The following is a 15,181-nucleotide window of genomic DNA, read 5'->3' as shown; positions in this document are numbered from 1 at the left end:
CGTAGGGCTCAGTCCAGCCGGATGCCGAGCTCGGCCACCAGCCGCTTGTCGCTGGCGAATTGCGAAGCGGCGTAGTGCTGGTAGTCGGCGGTATTCATATGGCGGTTGGGCATCGATTCGGATTCGAGCGCGCGCAGGTAGGCAGGGTCCGATGTGGCCTGGCGGAAGGCATCGTGCAGCGTGGCGACCACCGCGGGGTCCAGCGCGCGCGGGCCGGCGATGCCGATTTCGGACTGCACGGTGATGTCGTAGCCCAGCTCGCGCAGCGTGGGCACGGCCTGCCAGCGCTTCAGGCGCTGCGGCTCGGCCACGGCCAGCAGGCGTACCTTGCCGGCTTCAGCCATGGCGCCCCAGCCGGCTTCGATCATCACGTCGACATGGCCACCCAGCAGCGCGGACAACGCATCGGCGCCGCCCTTGAAGGGGATGAAATTGAGCTTGATGCCGGCCTGCTGTTCCAGCCGGCGCACGGTGATCTGGCCGAGCGAGCCGGTGCCGACCGATGCCACGTTGACCTTGCCAGGGTTGGCGCGCGCGTGCTCGACGAAGTCGCCAAAGCGCTTCCAAGGCGAGCCCGCTGGCACCGAGATCCCGTACACATAGCTGGTCAGGCCGATGATGTAGGTGAAGTCCTTGATCGCGTCGTAGTTCACCGGCTGCAGGTGCGGCAGGCGGAACAACGCCGGTGTGATCAGCGCCAGCGTGTAGCCGTCGCGCGCCGCGCTGCGCGCCATCGCGGCGGGCCCGAGCGTGCCGCTGACGCCGGGCTGGTTCTGGATCACGATGGGCTGGCCCAGGGTCTTCGATGCCGCCAGGCACAGCGCGCGCATCTGCACGTCGGTGGCGCCGCCGGCGGTGAAGGGCACGATCAGGGTGATGGGGCGCGCGGGCCAGGCCTGGGCGCGCACGGTGGCGGGCAGGCTGAGCATGGCAGGGAAGAGCGCGGCGGCCGGCATGGCCTTGAGCAGTGTGCGCCGGCGGGCGTCGGGTGGGCGGGGCATGTGGTCTCCTTGTCTGGTCTGCGGCAGCGCGGGCGGGCTGGTTGCCGGATGCGTTCGAAGCGTCCCGTGTGGTCCGGGCTCTGCGCGATCGCCGTCCTGTGCTGCATGCGGAAAAGTCTATGGCGCATGTCGGCGCGCATTGATGCCGGCGCCCGGCAAACCGATTCCGAACCGGAATCGCGGACTAAAATGCCCCGGCCACCGTCGCAACATCGCGCTATATCGGCCAACCACAGGAATCGCTGCATGAAGACCGAAGACCTCAGACTGTTCCTGGTGGTGGCCGAGCACGGCAACCTGCACAAGGCTGCCGGCACGCTGGGGCTGACCCAGTCGTCGCTGTCCAAGGTATTGGCGCGGCTGGAGGGCGAGGCCGGACTGCAGCTGTTCGAGCGCATGCCGCGCGGCGTCATGCTGACGCCGGTGGGCCACAAGCTGCTGGCGCACGCGCGGCGCATCGTGCTGGCCAATGACGATATGGAGAACGAGATCAACGACGAGCGCCAGGCGCGCGTCGGCCAGGTGCGCGTGGCGACGCTGCCGCACGTGGTGCCGTCGCTGTTCTCGCCGCTGCTTGAGCAGTTCCTGGCCAGCCGGCCGCTGGCCAGGTTCTCGATCACCACGCACCTGAGCCCGCAGCTGATGGCCGCGCTGCAGGGCGGCGAGGTGGACCTGGTCTGCGCCGCCATGCCGGACGGCGAAACCGATGGCGTCGAGTACCTGCCGCTGGGCGCGCTGACGCTGCAGGTGGTGGCGCGCGCGGGGCATCCGCGGCGCGCGCGCTTCCGCTCGCTGGCCGATCTGGTGGACGAGCACTGGGTGGCGCCCGCCACCTCGCTCTATGTGCGCAGCGGCTTCGAGGGGCGCTTCACCAGCCGGGGCCTGCCGCCGCCGCGCGTGACCGTGGAAAGCACCAGTTCGTCAGTGTCCTTCGCGGACCTGCTGCGCAACACCGACCTGCTCGGCATCATGCCGCAGCGGCTGCTGGGCCAGGCGGTGGCGCAGGGCCTGGAAGCCGTGGAGGGCGATGGCATGTGCTGGCAGTATGAGCTGGCCGTGTTCTGGCGATCCAGCGCCTACCTGTCGCCGCTGTGCCGCGACTTCCGCGACGCGCTGGTGCGCTGGTGCGGGGAAGCCGGCATCTGAGCCGATGCCGGCAACACCATGCCTCAATCCAGCCGGATATTGTTTTCCTTGATCACGTTACCCCAGTACGCCTGGTCCGCTCTGGCCGTCGCCGCGAACGCCGCCGGCTGCGTCGTCTTGACGATCAGCCCCAGCTCGGCGAGGCGCTGGCGGATGTCCGGCGCGGCCATCACCGTTTCCACATCGGCCGAGACCTTGTCGACGATGGCCTGCGGCGTGCCGGCGGTGGTGAACAGGCCCAGCCAGGCCGGGCCGTCCAGGCCCTTGTAGCCGAGTTCCTGGAAGGTCGGCACATCCGGCAGCATCGGCGCGCGGGTATTGCCGGTGACCGCCAGCGGCTGGAGCTTGCCGGTGCGCGCATGCTGGCGCACCGTCATCGGCGACAGCGTTCCCAGCGAGATCTGGCCGCCGATCAGGTCGGTGGCGATGGGGGCTTCGCCCTTGTACGGGACATGGACCAGTTCGGCGCCAGCTCCCTTGAGAAAGACCTGCATATAGAGATGGGCGCCGGTGCCAATGCCATAGGTGCCATAGGAATACTTGTCGGGCTGGGACTTGGCCAGGCTGACCATCTGCGGCAGCGTGCGCGGCATGGCGCTGCTGGCAGTCAGCACCAGGCTCGAGGTGCACAGCTGGCAGATGGCGGTCAGGTCGCGCAGCGGATCGAACGGCGGCTTGGCCACCATATAGGGCGTCTGCACCAGGCTGGGCAAGCCCAGCAGCAGCGTGTAGCCGTCCGCCGGCGCCTTGGCGACCACGTCGGCGCCGATCATGCCACCCACGCCGGGGCGGTTCTCGACGATCACAGGGCGCTGCCACAGCTTGCTGAGCGGATCGCCCAGCGCGCGCGCCAGCACGTCGGTGGCACCGCCGGGCGGGTAGGGCACTACCACCCGTACCGGGCGCGACGGGTAAGCCTGCTGGGCCCACGCCCGGCTGATTCCAAGAGTCGAGGCGGTGGCTGCCAGGGAACCTGCTCCCAGCCAGTGCAGGGCTTTGCGGCGGTCGGCTTGCATGGTGTTTCCTCCAGTCGTTGACATCGTGTCGGTGCGCGGTACGGGTGCGCCAGGGCGCCAGTGACCACGGCAACCCGCAGCCTACGAGGCAGCGCCATGGCGGGGCATCGGCGGGATGGACGAAAAGAGTGGGGAGTACTTACCCGGGGGCCTGTGCGGGAGGGTTATTGCGGCAGTGCCGCAATCCGAGCCGACGTTTCCCTTATGATGGGCGCCGCCGCTGTCTCTGCTGCTTGCCTGCCTGATCCCGTGCGGCGTCCGATCCATTTTTTGCTTTTCCATCATGGCCCGCCTCAAACTCGACCTGCCTGCCGACCAGTTCTGCTACGCCACGCACCTGACCGTGCGCGTGACCGACATCAACTCGGCCAACCACCTGGCCAACGATTCGATGATCTCGATGATCTCCGAGGCGCGGGCGCGCTTCCTGTATGAATTCGGCAGCGAGGATGTGCGGCAGGAAGGCGTCGGCATCATCGTGACCGACCTGGCCACGATGTACCGCAACGAGGCGCATGCGCGCGACCAGCTGCAGTTCGAGGTGGGGGTGATGGACTTCAACAAGTACGGCGGCGACATCATCTTCCGCATCACGCGGCCGGCCGACGGCACGCTGATCGCGATGGCCAAGTCGGGCTTTGTCTTCTTCGACTACGTGGGGAAGAAAGTGGTGGCGATGCCGGAGGGATTCGCCCAGCGGTTCCCGAAGGTGAACTGGATGGAGTAATCGCCTGCGTGGCGCTGTCCGTCAACAGCGCCACGGTTCCTGCAAGAGGTTCGGCTTACGCCTTGCGCTCGCCGCCCAGCGCCTCGGTGAGGTCGCCGAGCATGCCGGAGAGTTCGCCGGCCATCATGGTGAAATCGGCGTCGAAGCGCTCGTCTTCATCGTGCGCCGTGCCGTCAGCCTGTTCCTTGATCACGTCCAGCGGCACCACCTTCTTCACCACCAGCCCGTCGGTCAGCACGAACGAGACCCGGTTGTTCCACGTCATCGCCAGGCGCGTGCAGCGCTTGCCGGCGGCGATATGGCGGCGCAGGTCTTCCGGGTCCAGCGGGTGGCGCACGTAACGCACGGTGGCCTTGCTTTCGGCGCCGGACTGCAGCTCGATTTCCTGGTCGACGCTGAAACCGCCCGGTGCCGCATCGCCGGCCAGCCATTCGGTCATGGCTGCCACCGGCGACTGGTTGACGTGCAGGTTGATCAGCGGCAGCGGATCCAGTGCCTTGAACAGCATGCCGCGCACTTCATCGGCCTTGGCCGTGGCGGCGGCGTCGATGGCAAGCCAGCCGTTGTCCGGGTCGATCCACACACGCGTGTCGCGGCGGATGCTGAAGGCGCGCGGCAGCAGTTCTTCGGTGACCTGCTCCTTCAGTTCCTTCATTTGCTTGCGGCCCGGCTTGTAGCCTTGCTGCTCTTCGATTTCCGCGGCGCGGGCGCGCGTGACCTGGTTGACCACGGTGGTGGGCAGCAGCTTCTTTTCAGTGCGCAGCGTCAGCAGCATCTGGCCGCCGACGGTATGGACCAGCTGGCCGTTGTCACGCGGCGAGGCCCAGCCCTGGGTTTGCATTTCGAGGCTGGTACCGGGGAAGAAGGCGTGCTTCGCCAGGCTGGCTTCGACCTCGTCGGCGCTCAGCGACCACGGGGCGGAGAAACGATGGACCTGCAGATTCTTGAACCACATGGGAATTCGGCCAAAGGGACGAATTCTATCCTCTCGCGGCGCACGGCCGCGAAAAAGGAGGGCGCCGCGCGGCACGCCGACCGCGCGACGGTCACCGAGAGGCCCGCCCTTACAGGTCGAGCTTGGTGATCTTGCTGCCCTCGAGGCTCAGGCCCGCCATCAGGCCCGCATTGGTCATGACGAAGCCGACGATGGGTTGCTGGGCGGTCTTGGTGTCCAGCACGCCGCTGGCGCCAACCGTTGCCACCGCCACGGTGGCATCGACGCCCGCGACCCAGCCTTCGCTGCGCACGAACTTGTCATACGCGTCCTGCGTCAGGAACATCAGGATCACGGACTTGGACTGCGCACCGATCTGCCAGCCGACCGAGCCGGAGACCAGGCGGTAATAACCGCGCGTGGCGCCGCCTGAGCGCAGGGAACCGTCGCCATACTCGCCGCCGACGATAAAGCCGGCCGACAGCGTCTTCGGGAACACCAGGATGCCGCGCGCGCGGTTGCCCAGCTCGCGCGAGCCCTGGACCGAGCTGTACAGGCGCGACAGCGTGCCGTCCACGCCGGAGTCCAGCTCACGCCGGCGCGCGGCCTTGTCGGTGGGGGCATCGGGCTTGGTGGTGGTGCAGGCACCCAGGGCCAGGCTGCCGAGGGCCAGACCCGCGCTGGCCGAAAGGAAGGTTCGACGTTTCATCTCGTCTCCTTGGTGTTGTTGTCGTCTTTGAAGCATAGGCGCCGGAAGCACCCGGGCAAATGCCGGACCGCGCAGAGACGTTTCCATTTGTGACGAAGGTGGTGCCGGGAGGCCATTCGCGGCAAGAATAGCCAGTCTTGCGCCCGGAACGTCCCATGGCTGAACATGGGACGGCCCAATGCGCCGTGACCGCATCATCCAGCCATGAAAAAACTCCTGACAGCCCTGCCGCTGGCCTTCCTGGCCGCGTGCGCTTCACATCCTTCGGGTTCTTCCAATGACGCCGGCGCCGCGGCTGCCGGATCGCAGTCGGCCGTCGACAGCAGCGGCTGGCAGGCGCTGCGCGCCAAATACATGGACTGCGCCCAGAAGAAGGCCAACGATAACCTGTCGGCCAAGGGCCAGCCCAAGGACGTGGCCAACCTGGCGCTGGCCGCGTGCGAGCCTGAGCTGGGCGCCATGCATGATTCCTTCCGCACCTACCTGGATGGGCAGATGTCGTCGTCGCACGGCAAGAGCAGCGCGCGCCAGGCAGCGGCGCGCGTGACCACCGACACCCGCGAGAAGGCGCGCAGCTACCTGGTGCGCTACGTCGAGCGCGAGCGCTACGTGGCCCGCGTGCCCTGAGGGCACGCGCGCGGCAGCCTGGTCAAAGCATTTCCAGCGGGCCCGGGCCGTCGGGCGGCGGGAAGATGCGGTCGAGCTCGGCCAGCTGGGCGGCCGACAGCGTCTGCGACAGCGCGCCCAGGTTCTCCAGCAGGCGCTCGCGCCGGCTGGTCTTGGGGATGGCGATGACGCCGTCCTGCGCCAGCAGCCAGGCCAGCGCCGCCTGTGCCGCCGTCATGCCGTGGTCGCGCGCAAAGCGCTTCAGACCGGGGTTGCCCAGCAGGCGTGACTGCTCGATCGGCGAGTAGGCCATCACCGGCACGCCGCGCTGGCGCAGCCACGGCAGCAGGTCCCATTCGATGCCGCGCCGGCCCAGGTTGTACAGCAACTGGTTGATGGCCAGCCGGTCGCCGCCCGGTGCGTCCCACAACTCCTGCATATCGGACAGGTCCAGGTTGCTCACGCCCCAGCGGCGGATCTTGCCGTCGCGCTGCAGCGCCTCCATGGCCTTCACGGTCTCTTCCAGCGGCACGCCGCCGCGCCAGTGCAATAAATAGAGGTCGATGCGGTCGGTGCGCAGCCGCTTCAGGCTGCGCTCGCAGGCCTGCACGGTGCCGCGCCGGCTGGCGTTGAAGGGATAGACCTTGCTGACGAGGAAGGCCTCGTCGCGGCGCCCGGCGATGGCCTCGCCGATCATCTCCTCGGACTGGCCCTCGCCATACATCTCGGCGGTATCGATCAGCCGCAGGCCAAGGTCCAGGCCCAGGCGCAGCGTGGCGATTTCTTCGGCGCGCGCGGCGCGCGACTCGCCCATATTCCACGTTCCCATGCCGAGCGCCGGGACGCGCTCGCCGTCGGGCAGGGTGACTTGCTTCATGTGTCGGCTTCCTGGTTTGCCGGGTCAGGTGCCGGGCGGCACCCAACCACACTAGTTAACAACACCTGGAATGTACAAGCCGCGCGGGCCGGGATTGCTTCAGACCAGTCCGGTCAGAAAATACACCGAGATGACGAAGAACACCGCGGCGGTCTTAATGAGAGTGACGGCGAAGATATCGCGGTAGGACTCGCGGTGGGTCAGGCCGGTCACCGCCAGCAGCGTGATCACGGCGCCGTTGTGCGGCAGCGTGTCCATGCCGCCGCTGGCCATCGACACCACGCGGTGCAGTACTTCCAGCGGGATCTGCATGGCCTGCGCGCCCGCGATAAAGGTCTGCGACATCGCCGCCAGCGCGATGCTCATGCCGCCCGAGGCCGAGCCGGTGATGCCGGCCAGCGTGCTGACCGAGACCGCGGCATTGACCAGCGGGTTGGGAATCGCACGCAGCGCGTCGCTGACCACCAGGAAGCCGGGCAGGGCGGCGATGACCCCGCCGAAGCCGTATTCCGATGCCGTATTCATCGACGCCAGCAGCGCGCCGCCGACGGCGCCCTTGGTGCCCTCGGCAAAGCGCTCGCGCAGGGCGCCGAAGGCGGTCACCAGCACCACGGCGATGCCCAGCAGCAGCGCGCCTTCCACTGCCCAGATCGCGGTCACGCTGGCGATCTTGGTTTCCACCGGCTTGGGCAGGCCCGGCAGCGCCACGCTGTTGGAAGGGCCATACCAGAGCGGGATCATCCGCGTCAGCCAGAAGTTGGCCACGCCCACCACCACCAGCGGCAGCAGCGCCAGCAGCGGGTGCGGCAGCTTGCCGGACTGGCTGCGCTCGGGCTCGTTGCGCAGGTTGGTGCCGTAGCCTTCGCCACGCGCAGCGGCGGCGCGGCGGCGCCATTCCAGGTAGCTCAGGCCCACCACCAGGATAAACAGCGAGCCGGCCACGCCCAGCACCGGTGCGGCCCAGGAGGTGGTGTTGAAGAAGTTGGTGGGGATGATGTTCTGGATCTGCGGCGTGCCCGGCAGCGAATCCATGGTGAACGAGAACGCGCCCAGTGCGATCGCGCCCGGCATCAGCCGCTTGGGGATGTTGCTCTGGCGGTACAGCTCGGCCGCGAACGGATAGACCGCGAACACCACCACGAACAGCGACACGCCGCCATAGGTCAGCAGCGCGCATACCGTGACAATCACCGCATTGGCGCGCGAGCGCCCGATATAGCGGATCGCCGCGGCGACGATGGACTCGGAAAAGCCGGACAGCTCGACCACCTTGCCGAATACCGCGCCTAATAGGAACACGGGGAAATACAGTTTCACGAAGCCGACCATCTTCTCCATGAAGATACCGGTGAACACCGGCGCGACCGCGGACGGGTCGGTCAGCAGCACCGCGCCCAGCGCGGCGATGGGCGCGAACAGGATCACGCTGTAGCCGCGGTACGCGGCGAACATCAGAAAGGCAAGGGCTGCCAGCACGATCAGAAACGACATCGGATCTCCTTCAGGGTTGCCTTGTCCTGAGGTGCGGTCCGTTGCCGCGCGGGGCCTGGCGCTTGTGGCGCCTTGTCTCTGTCAGTCCGTCAGGAAAAGGGATCAGCCGGCGACTTTGCCACAGCTTGGCCCGCGGCGTAACCTCCGGTCTCGCCGCGGGGGCACTGGGATGACAGTTGCCGGCATGAAGGAGATGCGCCGTTTCAGCCGTGCTGGTGGCGGTACTCCTGCGTGCGCCCGCCGTAGCCATAGGCCGCGGCGCGGGCGTCGATCACGTGCACGTACGACACCGGATGCAGCTTGCCCAGCAGCCCCGACATGGTCTCGAACACGGCCTCGATGAACTGCGCTTTCTCCGCCTTGGTGTTGGTTTCATCGGTCACGCTGATGTCCAGGTGGAAGGCGTTGCGGCCGTGCTCCGACAGCGGCACGTCGGCGATGATCCAGCTGTCGTGCGGGATGTACTGGACCGTGACGGCAATCACCTCGCGCTTCTTGCCGAGCACGCGCTCGGTCAGGTCGGCGATCGCCCTGGCGCTGCGGCGGGTGAGGTCGGCATCGGGTTGGCCGGACAGGTGCAGGACGATGTGGGGCATGGCTGGCTCCTTGGTTTTTCGTGGGTTGGTGATGCCATGGTAGGGGGTGGTGTAGTATCGGAAAAGCGGGAATATTCGATGCGTAACATCGGATTATCCGAAGTAATGCCACCCTTGCCGGAGCCTTGCCATGCGTGGATTCGAAACCGACCAGTTACGCACCTTTGTCACGGTCGCGGACAGCGGCAGCCTGTCGGCGGCCGCGCCCAGGCTGTTCCTGTCGCAGTCGTCGGTCAGCGAGCAGCTGCGCAAGCTGGAGGAGCGCGCCGGCGTGCCGCTGCTGTCGCGCGGCCGGCATGGCGCGGTGCCGACGCCGGCGGGCGAGCGGCTGCTGGAACACGCGCGGCGCATCCTGGCGCTCAACGAGCTGGCCCTGCAGGACCTGCGCGGCCACGCGCTGGCGGGCGAACTGCGGCTGGCCGTGACCGACTACTTCCGCCCGGGCGAGATCGCCGGCATGTTGCGGCGCCTGCGCGAGCGCTACCCCTACCTGCGCCTGCACGTGACGGTGATGAAGAGCGCGGCGATCGACGCCGCCGCGGAGATGGACACCTTCGATATCGGCCTCAGCATGCGCCTGCCGGGCACGCGCGGGCAGGGCACGCGCGGCACTGTGCTGCGGCGTGAGCCGCTGGCCTGGGTAGCCGCGCCGGCCGAGGCCGACAGCCTGTCCGCGACGCTGCCGCTGGTGCTGCTGCCCGATACCTGCTCGCTGCATCAGTACGTGGTGCAGCTGCTGCTGCGCAAGCGGCTTCCGTTCGAGATTGCGCACTCCGCGTCAGGCGTGGCGGGGCTGCATCTGGCACTGGCGGCGGGGCTTGGGATGTCGTGCCTGAACGCCTCGGCGATCGGCCCCGGCGTGGCGCCGCTGGACGCCGCCACCATTGCACGGCTGGGGCTGCCGCGGCTGCCTGAGGCGGAGTTCTTCCTGCTGCCCGCGCGGCGCGGGGAGTCAGCGTTTGTAGCCGAGGCGCGCGATGCGCTTGCCGGGCAGCTGGGCTAAGAGACGGGCATTCAGTACGACACCTCAAGTCGGGGAATGGATCACAAGACGGACTGTGGCAACCGCTACTTGTGCCGAAAGCAACATATATTGATCGCGAATAGGAATAATTCGCAATCTCGTTGACCCTGGCAATCCTGTAATCGATAATGCGCCCGCGTTTTCAAAACTATTACAGCCGATTACAGGGAAATGAGAATAAAACTTCACCCGATCTGTGCCGCGGTGGCGGGGAGCTTCGTATTTCAACCGGTTCTGACGTGGGCCCAGGCCGCGCCAGGCGCTTCGGCGCAGTTGCCTGAGGTCACGGTCAGGGCCGATGTCAGCCGCGAGCTTGGCACCGGCTATAACCCGCCCAATGCGGTCAGCGCGACCAAGACCGAGGCGCCGCTGCGCGACATCCCGCAGACCGTCAACGTGGTCACCGCCGATGTCATGCGCGACCAGCACGCCACTTCGATGCAGGATGCGCTGAAGAACGTGCCGGGCGTGTCGTTCTCGCACGGCGACGGCCAGCGCGACCAGGTGTCGATCCGCGGCTTTTCCGCCATCGCCGACCAGTTCGTCGACGGCATCCGCGACGATGCGCTGTACTTCCGCGACATGTCCAATGTCGACCGCGTCGAAGTCATCAAGGGTCCCGCGGCGGTGCTGTACGGGCGCGGCTCGTCGGGCGGCCTGATCAACCGCGTGACCAAGAAGCCGGGCATCGACGTCACCGACTTCGCACTCAGCTACGGCATGTGGGCCGACCGCCGCGCCGAAGCCGACGTGGGCCGCGTGTTTGCCGACGGCGCCGCCGCCTTCCGCGTGACCGGCGCGGTGGAGAAGGCCAACAGCTACCGCTCGCAGCAGTTCCTGGACCGCTCGGCGATCGCGCCGTCGCTGGAGCTGCGCATCGCTCCCGAAACCACCGTGCTGTTCCAGGCAGACTACCTGGAAGACCGCCGCGTGACCGACTTCGGCATCCCGGCCTACAAGGGACGCCCGGTGGACGTGCCGGCCTCGCGCTACTACGGCGCGGCCAACGCGCGCGATGCCGACTACTCGCAGTCGCGCGTGTTCTCCGGCACCGCCACGGTCAACCATCGCTTCAATGAGAACTGGTCGATCCGCAACGCTACGCGCTACTACCACTACTCGCTGGACCGCAACAACACGCTGACCAACACGGTGAACGAGGCGGCGCGCACCCTCACCATGAACCACGGCAATGTCCGCCGCGAGGAACATGGCTGGTTCAACCAGACCGACCTGACCCAGAAGGCCACCTTCCTGGGCATGAAGCACGAGATCCTGTACGGCATGGAGATCGGCCAGCAGAACAAGGACCAGGTCAACAACACCAAGCCGGTGGTCGGCGCCAACGGCCTGCCGATCGCTTTCGACCTGTTCAACCCGGTGTTGGTGGCGCTGCCGCGCCAGGCACCCGGCACGCCGGGCACGTCGAACCTTGGCGTGTTCAATACCCTGGCGTTCTACACCCAGGACATGATCACCTTCAGCGAGCAGTGGAAGGCGCTGCTGGGCGTGCGCTACGACAACTTCCAGCAGGAGACGCAGACCCGCATCGCCGGCCAGCGCAATCTGTCGCGCACCGACACCGCCTGGAGCCCGCGCGCCGGCCTGGTGTGGCAGCCGTCGAAGTCGCAGTCGTACTACGTGTCCTGGAGCAAGTCGTTCCAGCCCTCCGGCGAGGCTTTCGCGCTGGCGGCCAACAATGCCGACCTGGCACCGGAGACCACCAACAACACCGAGGTGGGCGCAAAGTACGACTGGCTGAACGGCAAGGCGAGCACGACGATCTCGGTGTTCAGGCTGGAGCGCAGCAATATCAAGATCGCCAACGCCACCAACACGGCGCTGCTGCCGATCGGCGAACAGCGCACCGACGGCATCGAGATCTCCGGCGCGGCTGAACTCGGCGGCGGCTGGCGCATGCTGGCCGGCTACGCCTACCTGGATGCCACCGTCACCAAGTCCACCGCCGCGCTGCAGGGCAAGCGCGCCACCATCACGCCGCGCCACTCCGGCAACGCGTGGCTGACCAAGGACCTGGGCCACGGCTTCGGCGTTGGCGCCGGCCTGAACCTGGTGGGCGCGCGCTATGCCGACCCGCTGAACACCGTGACGCTGCCCGGCTATGTCACCGCCGATGCGATGGCCTGGTACCGCCGCGGCGCCTTCGAGGCACAGCTGAACCTGTACAACCTGTTCGACAAGGGCTACATCGTGTCCGCGCATGGCACCAGCCCCAACCTGAACATGCCGGGTGCCCCGCGCAGCGTGATGGCCACCCTGCGCTACCGGATGTAAAGCGCAGCATCGTGGACAAAAAAACCGGGCGGTGATGAACCGCCCGGTTTTTTTTCGACTGCCGTTTCTCGTTCGGCGGGGACACGCAACGGCATGCCCCGGAGAAACCCTGAGTCCCGCGCCGTGCCGGCAGGGTCAGTGGTCGCGTTCCCAGGTCTGGGTGCGGCCGATCAGGCTGATGCCGATGAAGCCGCGCACGTTGAGCTTGTTGCCGTCCTCGGCCAGCGACATCTTGCTCTTGTAGACCTTGCCGTTCTCCGGATCGAGGATCTCGCCGCCGCTCCACTCGTTGTCGCCGGTCTTGCGCAGGCCGGAGAGGATGGTCATGCCGATGACGGGCTGGTCCTTGCGTGCGTCGGTGCACTTGTCGCACACGCGCGGCTTGCCGTCGCTCTCGACGAAGGTCTTGACCAGGCGTCCGCTGAAGACGCCGTTCTTCTCGGTGATCTCCACCAGCCCGCGCGGCTTGCCGGTGTTGTCGTCGATGGTCTTCCACATGCCGCTGGGCGTGGCCTGCGCCATCGCCGCGGCGCTGCCGAGCAGGGTTGCGGCGATCACGGCGGCGCGCAGGGTCGAAGCAAGGGGGGAATGGATGCGCATGATGTCTCCTTTGAGGTTCGTAGCCACGCCAATCTACTGGCGCCGGGGGCGCGCCGCAATCCGGCGCGGCGCGGCGCGCGCCTTTCCGCGGCCATTGCCTGCTACCCGGAAAGCCGCATGCAGCCGCCGTTTGCGGGTTATTGTGATGCAGCAAAAGGCGCCGGCGGGCGGGCGCTGAAGCAATCCTCTAAGCGGACGTACGACGAGCTGCCGGCAGGGCGAGGCGAGTGGCGCGCAGAGTCGCGAGGGTGAGAGCGCGAACACGCGAGGCACGGCGCGCGCGATCCGGATCGCTCGGCAAGCGCGCGGATCGAACACGCATGCCGATGGCTTGATCGAAGCGTCTGCCGAAGTGTTGCCGCGATGCTTCGCGAGCGTCGCGGCTTGGCTCGATCGCAACGCTTTGATGACCTCGCGATGCCTTCGCGCTGTTGCGTCGATGCAAACCGTTGCGTGCACGCATCACTCTTGGATGGTGTGTGCGACGGTGTCGCGCGAAGCGCGAAGCGAGCATGGCCGAGGCCTGGTCGCATAACGGCGCGTGCGTGCGCTGCCGACTGTGTAAAGCATGCAGGGCGTGTGTCGCGCAGCGCGGCGCGCGCGCGATCAGGAACGTGTCCGCGCCAGTCGAAGGCTGCCGCACGCGTATCGGTGCATCGCCCGCAAAGCCTTTGTCCATGCGGCTTTTCGGAAAACGCGATGACGCGCGCAGCGGCATTGCGCAGTCGTCAGGCGCGCGTTGCGATGCTGGTCGTCAGGGTTTGTCGCGGCGTGTAAAAGCTGCGATGCGCGGTGCGTGCGATGGGGTGTCGCGCTGCATGTGCGAGCGTGCGAAACGAGCGTCGGCACCAGCGTGCGAGCGACGCGTTGCGATGCTATCGGCAACGTCTTCGTGACCCTGCGCGTGAGAACTAGTTCGAGCGATACATGCAGGCAAGTTTTTTTGCACTTTTTTCTTAACATCATCGTGCAAACGAATTATGATTCGCCTTGACAAGAGTCTCACTTCATTGCAGAGAAGCAGGAAGCAAGATGGAACGACGAGCGCGATGCGCGCTTCGATGCAGTGACGAAGGTAGTAGCTGAGGAGCACGAGAACTTTGACGCAGACCAGGCCGGACCGGCTTCTTAAAACGCGTGCAGTCTCCCTTGGTCCATTAACGGGTTGGACCCGCTACCACCGAATGAATGCCGTCTGCCGTGCGCGAGGCCAAGCCCGCACCGCGGGCCAGCTGTCCGATATCTCCTCATTTCTGGCCGTGCGCCGGCTCAACGGGCGGTGCGGGCTGATCGAATATTCCAGGGCGCGGCACGTGCCCGAGACCCGCTTGCGGGCTCGCTCCGGCCGCCAAGTCACCGCCAGGGGCGGTGCGCCTGCAACCAAATTCATTAGCGTGCAGCAGTGGTCGGGCCGCACGCCGATGAATCGCTCGCTCGACTGGGGCCGCGCTGCTGTAGTGCGCCTCGGGTCGGTCGGGTCGCCAACTTAGGTCATTCGATATTCACTCTCTAGTGAAGGAGTTATCCATGGCAACTGCTGCAAAGAAAAAGCCGGCGGCTAAGAAGGCCGCCAAGCCGGCCGCCAAGAAGGCTGCTGTGAAGAAGGTAGCCGCCAAGAAGGCAGCACCGGCCGCCAAGAAGGCACCGGCCAAGAAGGCCGCTGTGAAGAAGGTCGCAGCCAAGAAGGCGCCGGCCAAGAAGGCCGCCGCCAAGAAGGCCCCGGCCAAGAAGGCCGCGGTGAAGAAGGTAGCCGCCAAGAAGGTCGCGACCAAGAAGGTTGCAGCCAAGAAGGCTCCGGCCAAGAAGGCCGCGGTGAAGAAGGTAGCCGCCAAGAAGGTCGTGGCCAAGAAGGCTGTCGCCAAGAAGGCTCCGGCCAAGAAGGCTGCAGTGAAGAAGGTTGCTGCCAAGAAGGCTGCGCCGGCCAAGAAGGCTGCCGCCAAGAAGCCGGCTGCCAAGAAGGCTGCTGCCAAGAAGCCGGCTGCCAAGAAGGCTGCCGCCAAGCCTGCCGCGGCCCCTGCCGTTGCTCCCGCTTCGGCTGCCAAGACCGCGCTGAACCCGGCTGCTGCCTGGCCGTTCCCGACGGGCAACCGTCCGTAAGCTGCTCCGCCACGGAGTGGACCTTACACGTTCCGCAAGGAACCGCACCGGCACGCAGCGCG

14 protein-coding genes are annotated in these 15,181 nt (G+C 66.8%); 6 read left to right on the top strand and 8 right to left on the bottom strand.

The features are described 5' to 3' along the window. Positions 1 to 8: 8 nt before the first annotated feature. A complete protein-coding gene (locus tag AC1Q6V_RS07665; protein WP_011616034.1) occupies positions 9 to 1,001 on the bottom strand; it encodes a tripartite tricarboxylate transporter substrate binding protein in 993 nt (330 codons plus the stop codon). Between the two features lie 246 nt (positions 1,002 to 1,247). On the opposite strand from AC1Q6V_RS07665, the gene AC1Q6V_RS07660 reads away from it, so the two are divergent. Further along, a complete protein-coding gene (locus AC1Q6V_RS07660; protein ID WP_010813164.1) occupies positions 1,248 to 2,147 on the top strand; it encodes a LysR family transcriptional regulator in 900 nt (299 codons plus the stop codon). Between the two features lie 23 nt (positions 2,148 to 2,170). Here the strand turns inward: AC1Q6V_RS07660 and AC1Q6V_RS07655 are convergent, their stop codons facing one another. Beyond that, on the bottom strand, positions 2,171 to 3,163 hold the full coding sequence (locus tag AC1Q6V_RS07655) for a Bug family tripartite tricarboxylate transporter substrate binding protein (RefSeq protein WP_010813165.1): 993 nt from the start codon (positions 3,161 to 3,163) through the stop codon (positions 2,171 to 2,173). A gap of 283 nt (positions 3,164 to 3,446) precedes the next feature. Here AC1Q6V_RS07655 and AC1Q6V_RS07650 point away from each other — a divergent pair, with 283 nt between their 5' ends. Next, positions 3,447 to 3,890 carry a thioesterase family protein gene (locus tag AC1Q6V_RS07650; RefSeq protein ID WP_454750388.1) on the top strand — a complete coding sequence of 148 codons (444 nt, stop codon included), beginning with the start codon at positions 3,447 to 3,449 and terminating at the stop codon, positions 3,888 to 3,890. A gap of 55 nt (positions 3,891 to 3,945) precedes the next feature. Here AC1Q6V_RS07650 and AC1Q6V_RS07645 read toward each other — a convergent pair whose 3' ends face one another. Both AC1Q6V_RS07645 and AC1Q6V_RS07640 read right to left on the bottom strand, forming a co-directional pair. Then, positions 3,946 to 4,845, bottom strand: a complete 900-nt coding sequence (locus AC1Q6V_RS07645; protein WP_454750389.1) for a recombination-associated protein RdgC — start codon at positions 4,843 to 4,845, stop codon at positions 3,946 to 3,948. A gap of 109 nt (positions 4,846 to 4,954) precedes the next feature. Then, on the bottom strand, positions 4,955 to 5,533 hold the full coding sequence (locus AC1Q6V_RS07640; RefSeq protein ID WP_010813168.1) for a BPSL1445 family SYLF domain-containing lipoprotein: 579 nt from the start codon (positions 5,531 to 5,533) through the stop codon (positions 4,955 to 4,957). Between the two features lie 204 nt (positions 5,534 to 5,737). Between AC1Q6V_RS07640 and AC1Q6V_RS07635 the strand changes: the two genes are divergently transcribed. Continuing rightward, the gene (locus AC1Q6V_RS07635; RefSeq protein ID WP_011616033.1) at positions 5,738 to 6,160 is read left to right on the top strand and encodes a hypothetical protein; all 423 of its coding nucleotides are present in this window, start codon (positions 5,738 to 5,740) and stop codon (positions 6,158 to 6,160) included. A gap of 22 nt (positions 6,161 to 6,182) precedes the next feature. Here AC1Q6V_RS07635 and AC1Q6V_RS07630 read toward each other — a convergent pair whose 3' ends face one another. From AC1Q6V_RS07630 to AC1Q6V_RS07620, 3 genes are all read right to left on the bottom strand, one after another. Next, the gene (locus tag AC1Q6V_RS07630) at positions 6,183 to 7,016 is read right to left on the bottom strand and encodes an aldo/keto reductase (protein WP_454750390.1); all 834 of its coding nucleotides are present in this window, start codon (positions 7,014 to 7,016) and stop codon (positions 6,183 to 6,185) included. 99 nt (positions 7,017 to 7,115) lie between these two features. Beyond that, positions 7,116 to 8,507 carry a GntP family permease gene (locus tag AC1Q6V_RS07625; protein WP_454750391.1) on the bottom strand — a complete coding sequence of 464 codons (1,392 nt, stop codon included), beginning with the start codon at positions 8,505 to 8,507 and terminating at the stop codon, positions 7,116 to 7,118. A gap of 203 nt (positions 8,508 to 8,710) precedes the next feature. Further along, on the bottom strand, positions 8,711 to 9,103 hold the full coding sequence (locus AC1Q6V_RS07620) for a tautomerase family protein (RefSeq protein WP_454750392.1): 393 nt from the start codon (positions 9,101 to 9,103) through the stop codon (positions 8,711 to 8,713). Between the two features lie 130 nt (positions 9,104 to 9,233). On the opposite strand from AC1Q6V_RS07620, the gene AC1Q6V_RS07615 reads away from it, so the two are divergent. Both AC1Q6V_RS07615 and AC1Q6V_RS07610 read left to right on the top strand, forming a co-directional pair. Continuing rightward, positions 9,234 to 10,106, top strand: a complete 873-nt coding sequence (locus AC1Q6V_RS07615; protein ID WP_010813173.1) for a LysR family transcriptional regulator — start codon at positions 9,234 to 9,236, stop codon at positions 10,104 to 10,106. Positions 10,107 to 10,298: 192 nt separating this feature from the next. Further along, positions 10,299 to 12,422 (top strand): TonB-dependent receptor, encoded by a 2,124-nt coding sequence (locus AC1Q6V_RS07610; RefSeq protein WP_492298215.1) that lies wholly within the window; start codon positions 10,299 to 10,301, stop codon positions 12,420 to 12,422. A gap of 135 nt (positions 12,423 to 12,557) precedes the next feature. On the opposite strand, the gene AC1Q6V_RS07605 is transcribed toward AC1Q6V_RS07610, so the two are convergent. Then, positions 12,558 to 13,022 carry a DUF2147 domain-containing protein gene (locus tag AC1Q6V_RS07605; protein ID WP_010813175.1) on the bottom strand — a complete coding sequence of 155 codons (465 nt, stop codon included), beginning with the start codon at positions 13,020 to 13,022 and terminating at the stop codon, positions 12,558 to 12,560. 1,527 nt (positions 13,023 to 14,549) lie between these two features. Here AC1Q6V_RS07605 and AC1Q6V_RS07600 point away from each other — a divergent pair. Continuing rightward, entirely contained in the window at positions 14,550 to 15,119 is a 570-nt protein-coding gene (locus AC1Q6V_RS07600; RefSeq protein WP_454749664.1) for a histone H1-like DNA-binding protein, read from the top strand. The last annotated feature ends 62 nt before the right edge of the window (positions 15,120 to 15,181 follow it).

Source organism: Cupriavidus sp. GW823-FHT07B10, from assembly GCF_058794355.1.
Note: the sequence above shows the minus strand (reverse complement) of the source record. Positions and strands in the feature narration are given on the sequence as shown.

Coding starts and splice junctions, on each gene's coding strand:
- AC1Q6V_RS07665 (WP_011616034.1), bottom strand. CDS start 1,001: ATGCCCCGCCCACCCGACGCCCGCCGGCGCACACTGCTCAAGGCCATG.
- AC1Q6V_RS07660 (WP_010813164.1), top strand. CDS start 1,248: ATGAAGACCGAAGACCTCAGACTGTTCCTGGTGGTGGCCGAGCACGGC.
- AC1Q6V_RS07655 (WP_010813165.1), bottom strand. CDS start 3,163: ATGCAAGCCGACCGCCGCAAAGCCCTGCACTGGCTGGGAGCAGGTTCC.
- AC1Q6V_RS07650 (WP_454750388.1), top strand. CDS start 3,447: ATGGCCCGCCTCAAACTCGACCTGCCTGCCGACCAGTTCTGCTACGCC.
- AC1Q6V_RS07645 (WP_454750389.1), bottom strand. CDS start 4,845: ATGTGGTTCAAGAATCTGCAGGTCCATCGTTTCTCCGCCCCGTGGTCG.
- AC1Q6V_RS07640 (WP_010813168.1), bottom strand. CDS start 5,533: ATGAAACGTCGAACCTTCCTTTCGGCCAGCGCGGGTCTGGCCCTCGGC.
- AC1Q6V_RS07635 (WP_011616033.1), top strand. CDS start 5,738: ATGAAAAAACTCCTGACAGCCCTGCCGCTGGCCTTCCTGGCCGCGTGC.
- AC1Q6V_RS07630 (WP_454750390.1), bottom strand. CDS start 7,016: ATGAAGCAAGTCACCCTGCCCGACGGCGAGCGCGTCCCGGCGCTCGGC.
- AC1Q6V_RS07625 (WP_454750391.1), bottom strand. CDS start 8,507: ATGTCGTTTCTGATCGTGCTGGCAGCCCTTGCCTTTCTGATGTTCGCC.
- AC1Q6V_RS07620 (WP_454750392.1), bottom strand. CDS start 9,103: ATGCCCCACATCGTCCTGCACCTGTCCGGCCAACCCGATGCCGACCTC.
- AC1Q6V_RS07615 (WP_010813173.1), top strand. CDS start 9,234: ATGCGTGGATTCGAAACCGACCAGTTACGCACCTTTGTCACGGTCGCG.
- AC1Q6V_RS07610 (WP_492298215.1), top strand. CDS start 10,299: ATGAGAATAAAACTTCACCCGATCTGTGCCGCGGTGGCGGGGAGCTTC.
- AC1Q6V_RS07605 (WP_010813175.1), bottom strand. CDS start 13,022: ATGCGCATCCATTCCCCCCTTGCTTCGACCCTGCGCGCCGCCGTGATC.
- AC1Q6V_RS07600 (WP_454749664.1), top strand. CDS start 14,550: ATGGCAACTGCTGCAAAGAAAAAGCCGGCGGCTAAGAAGGCCGCCAAG.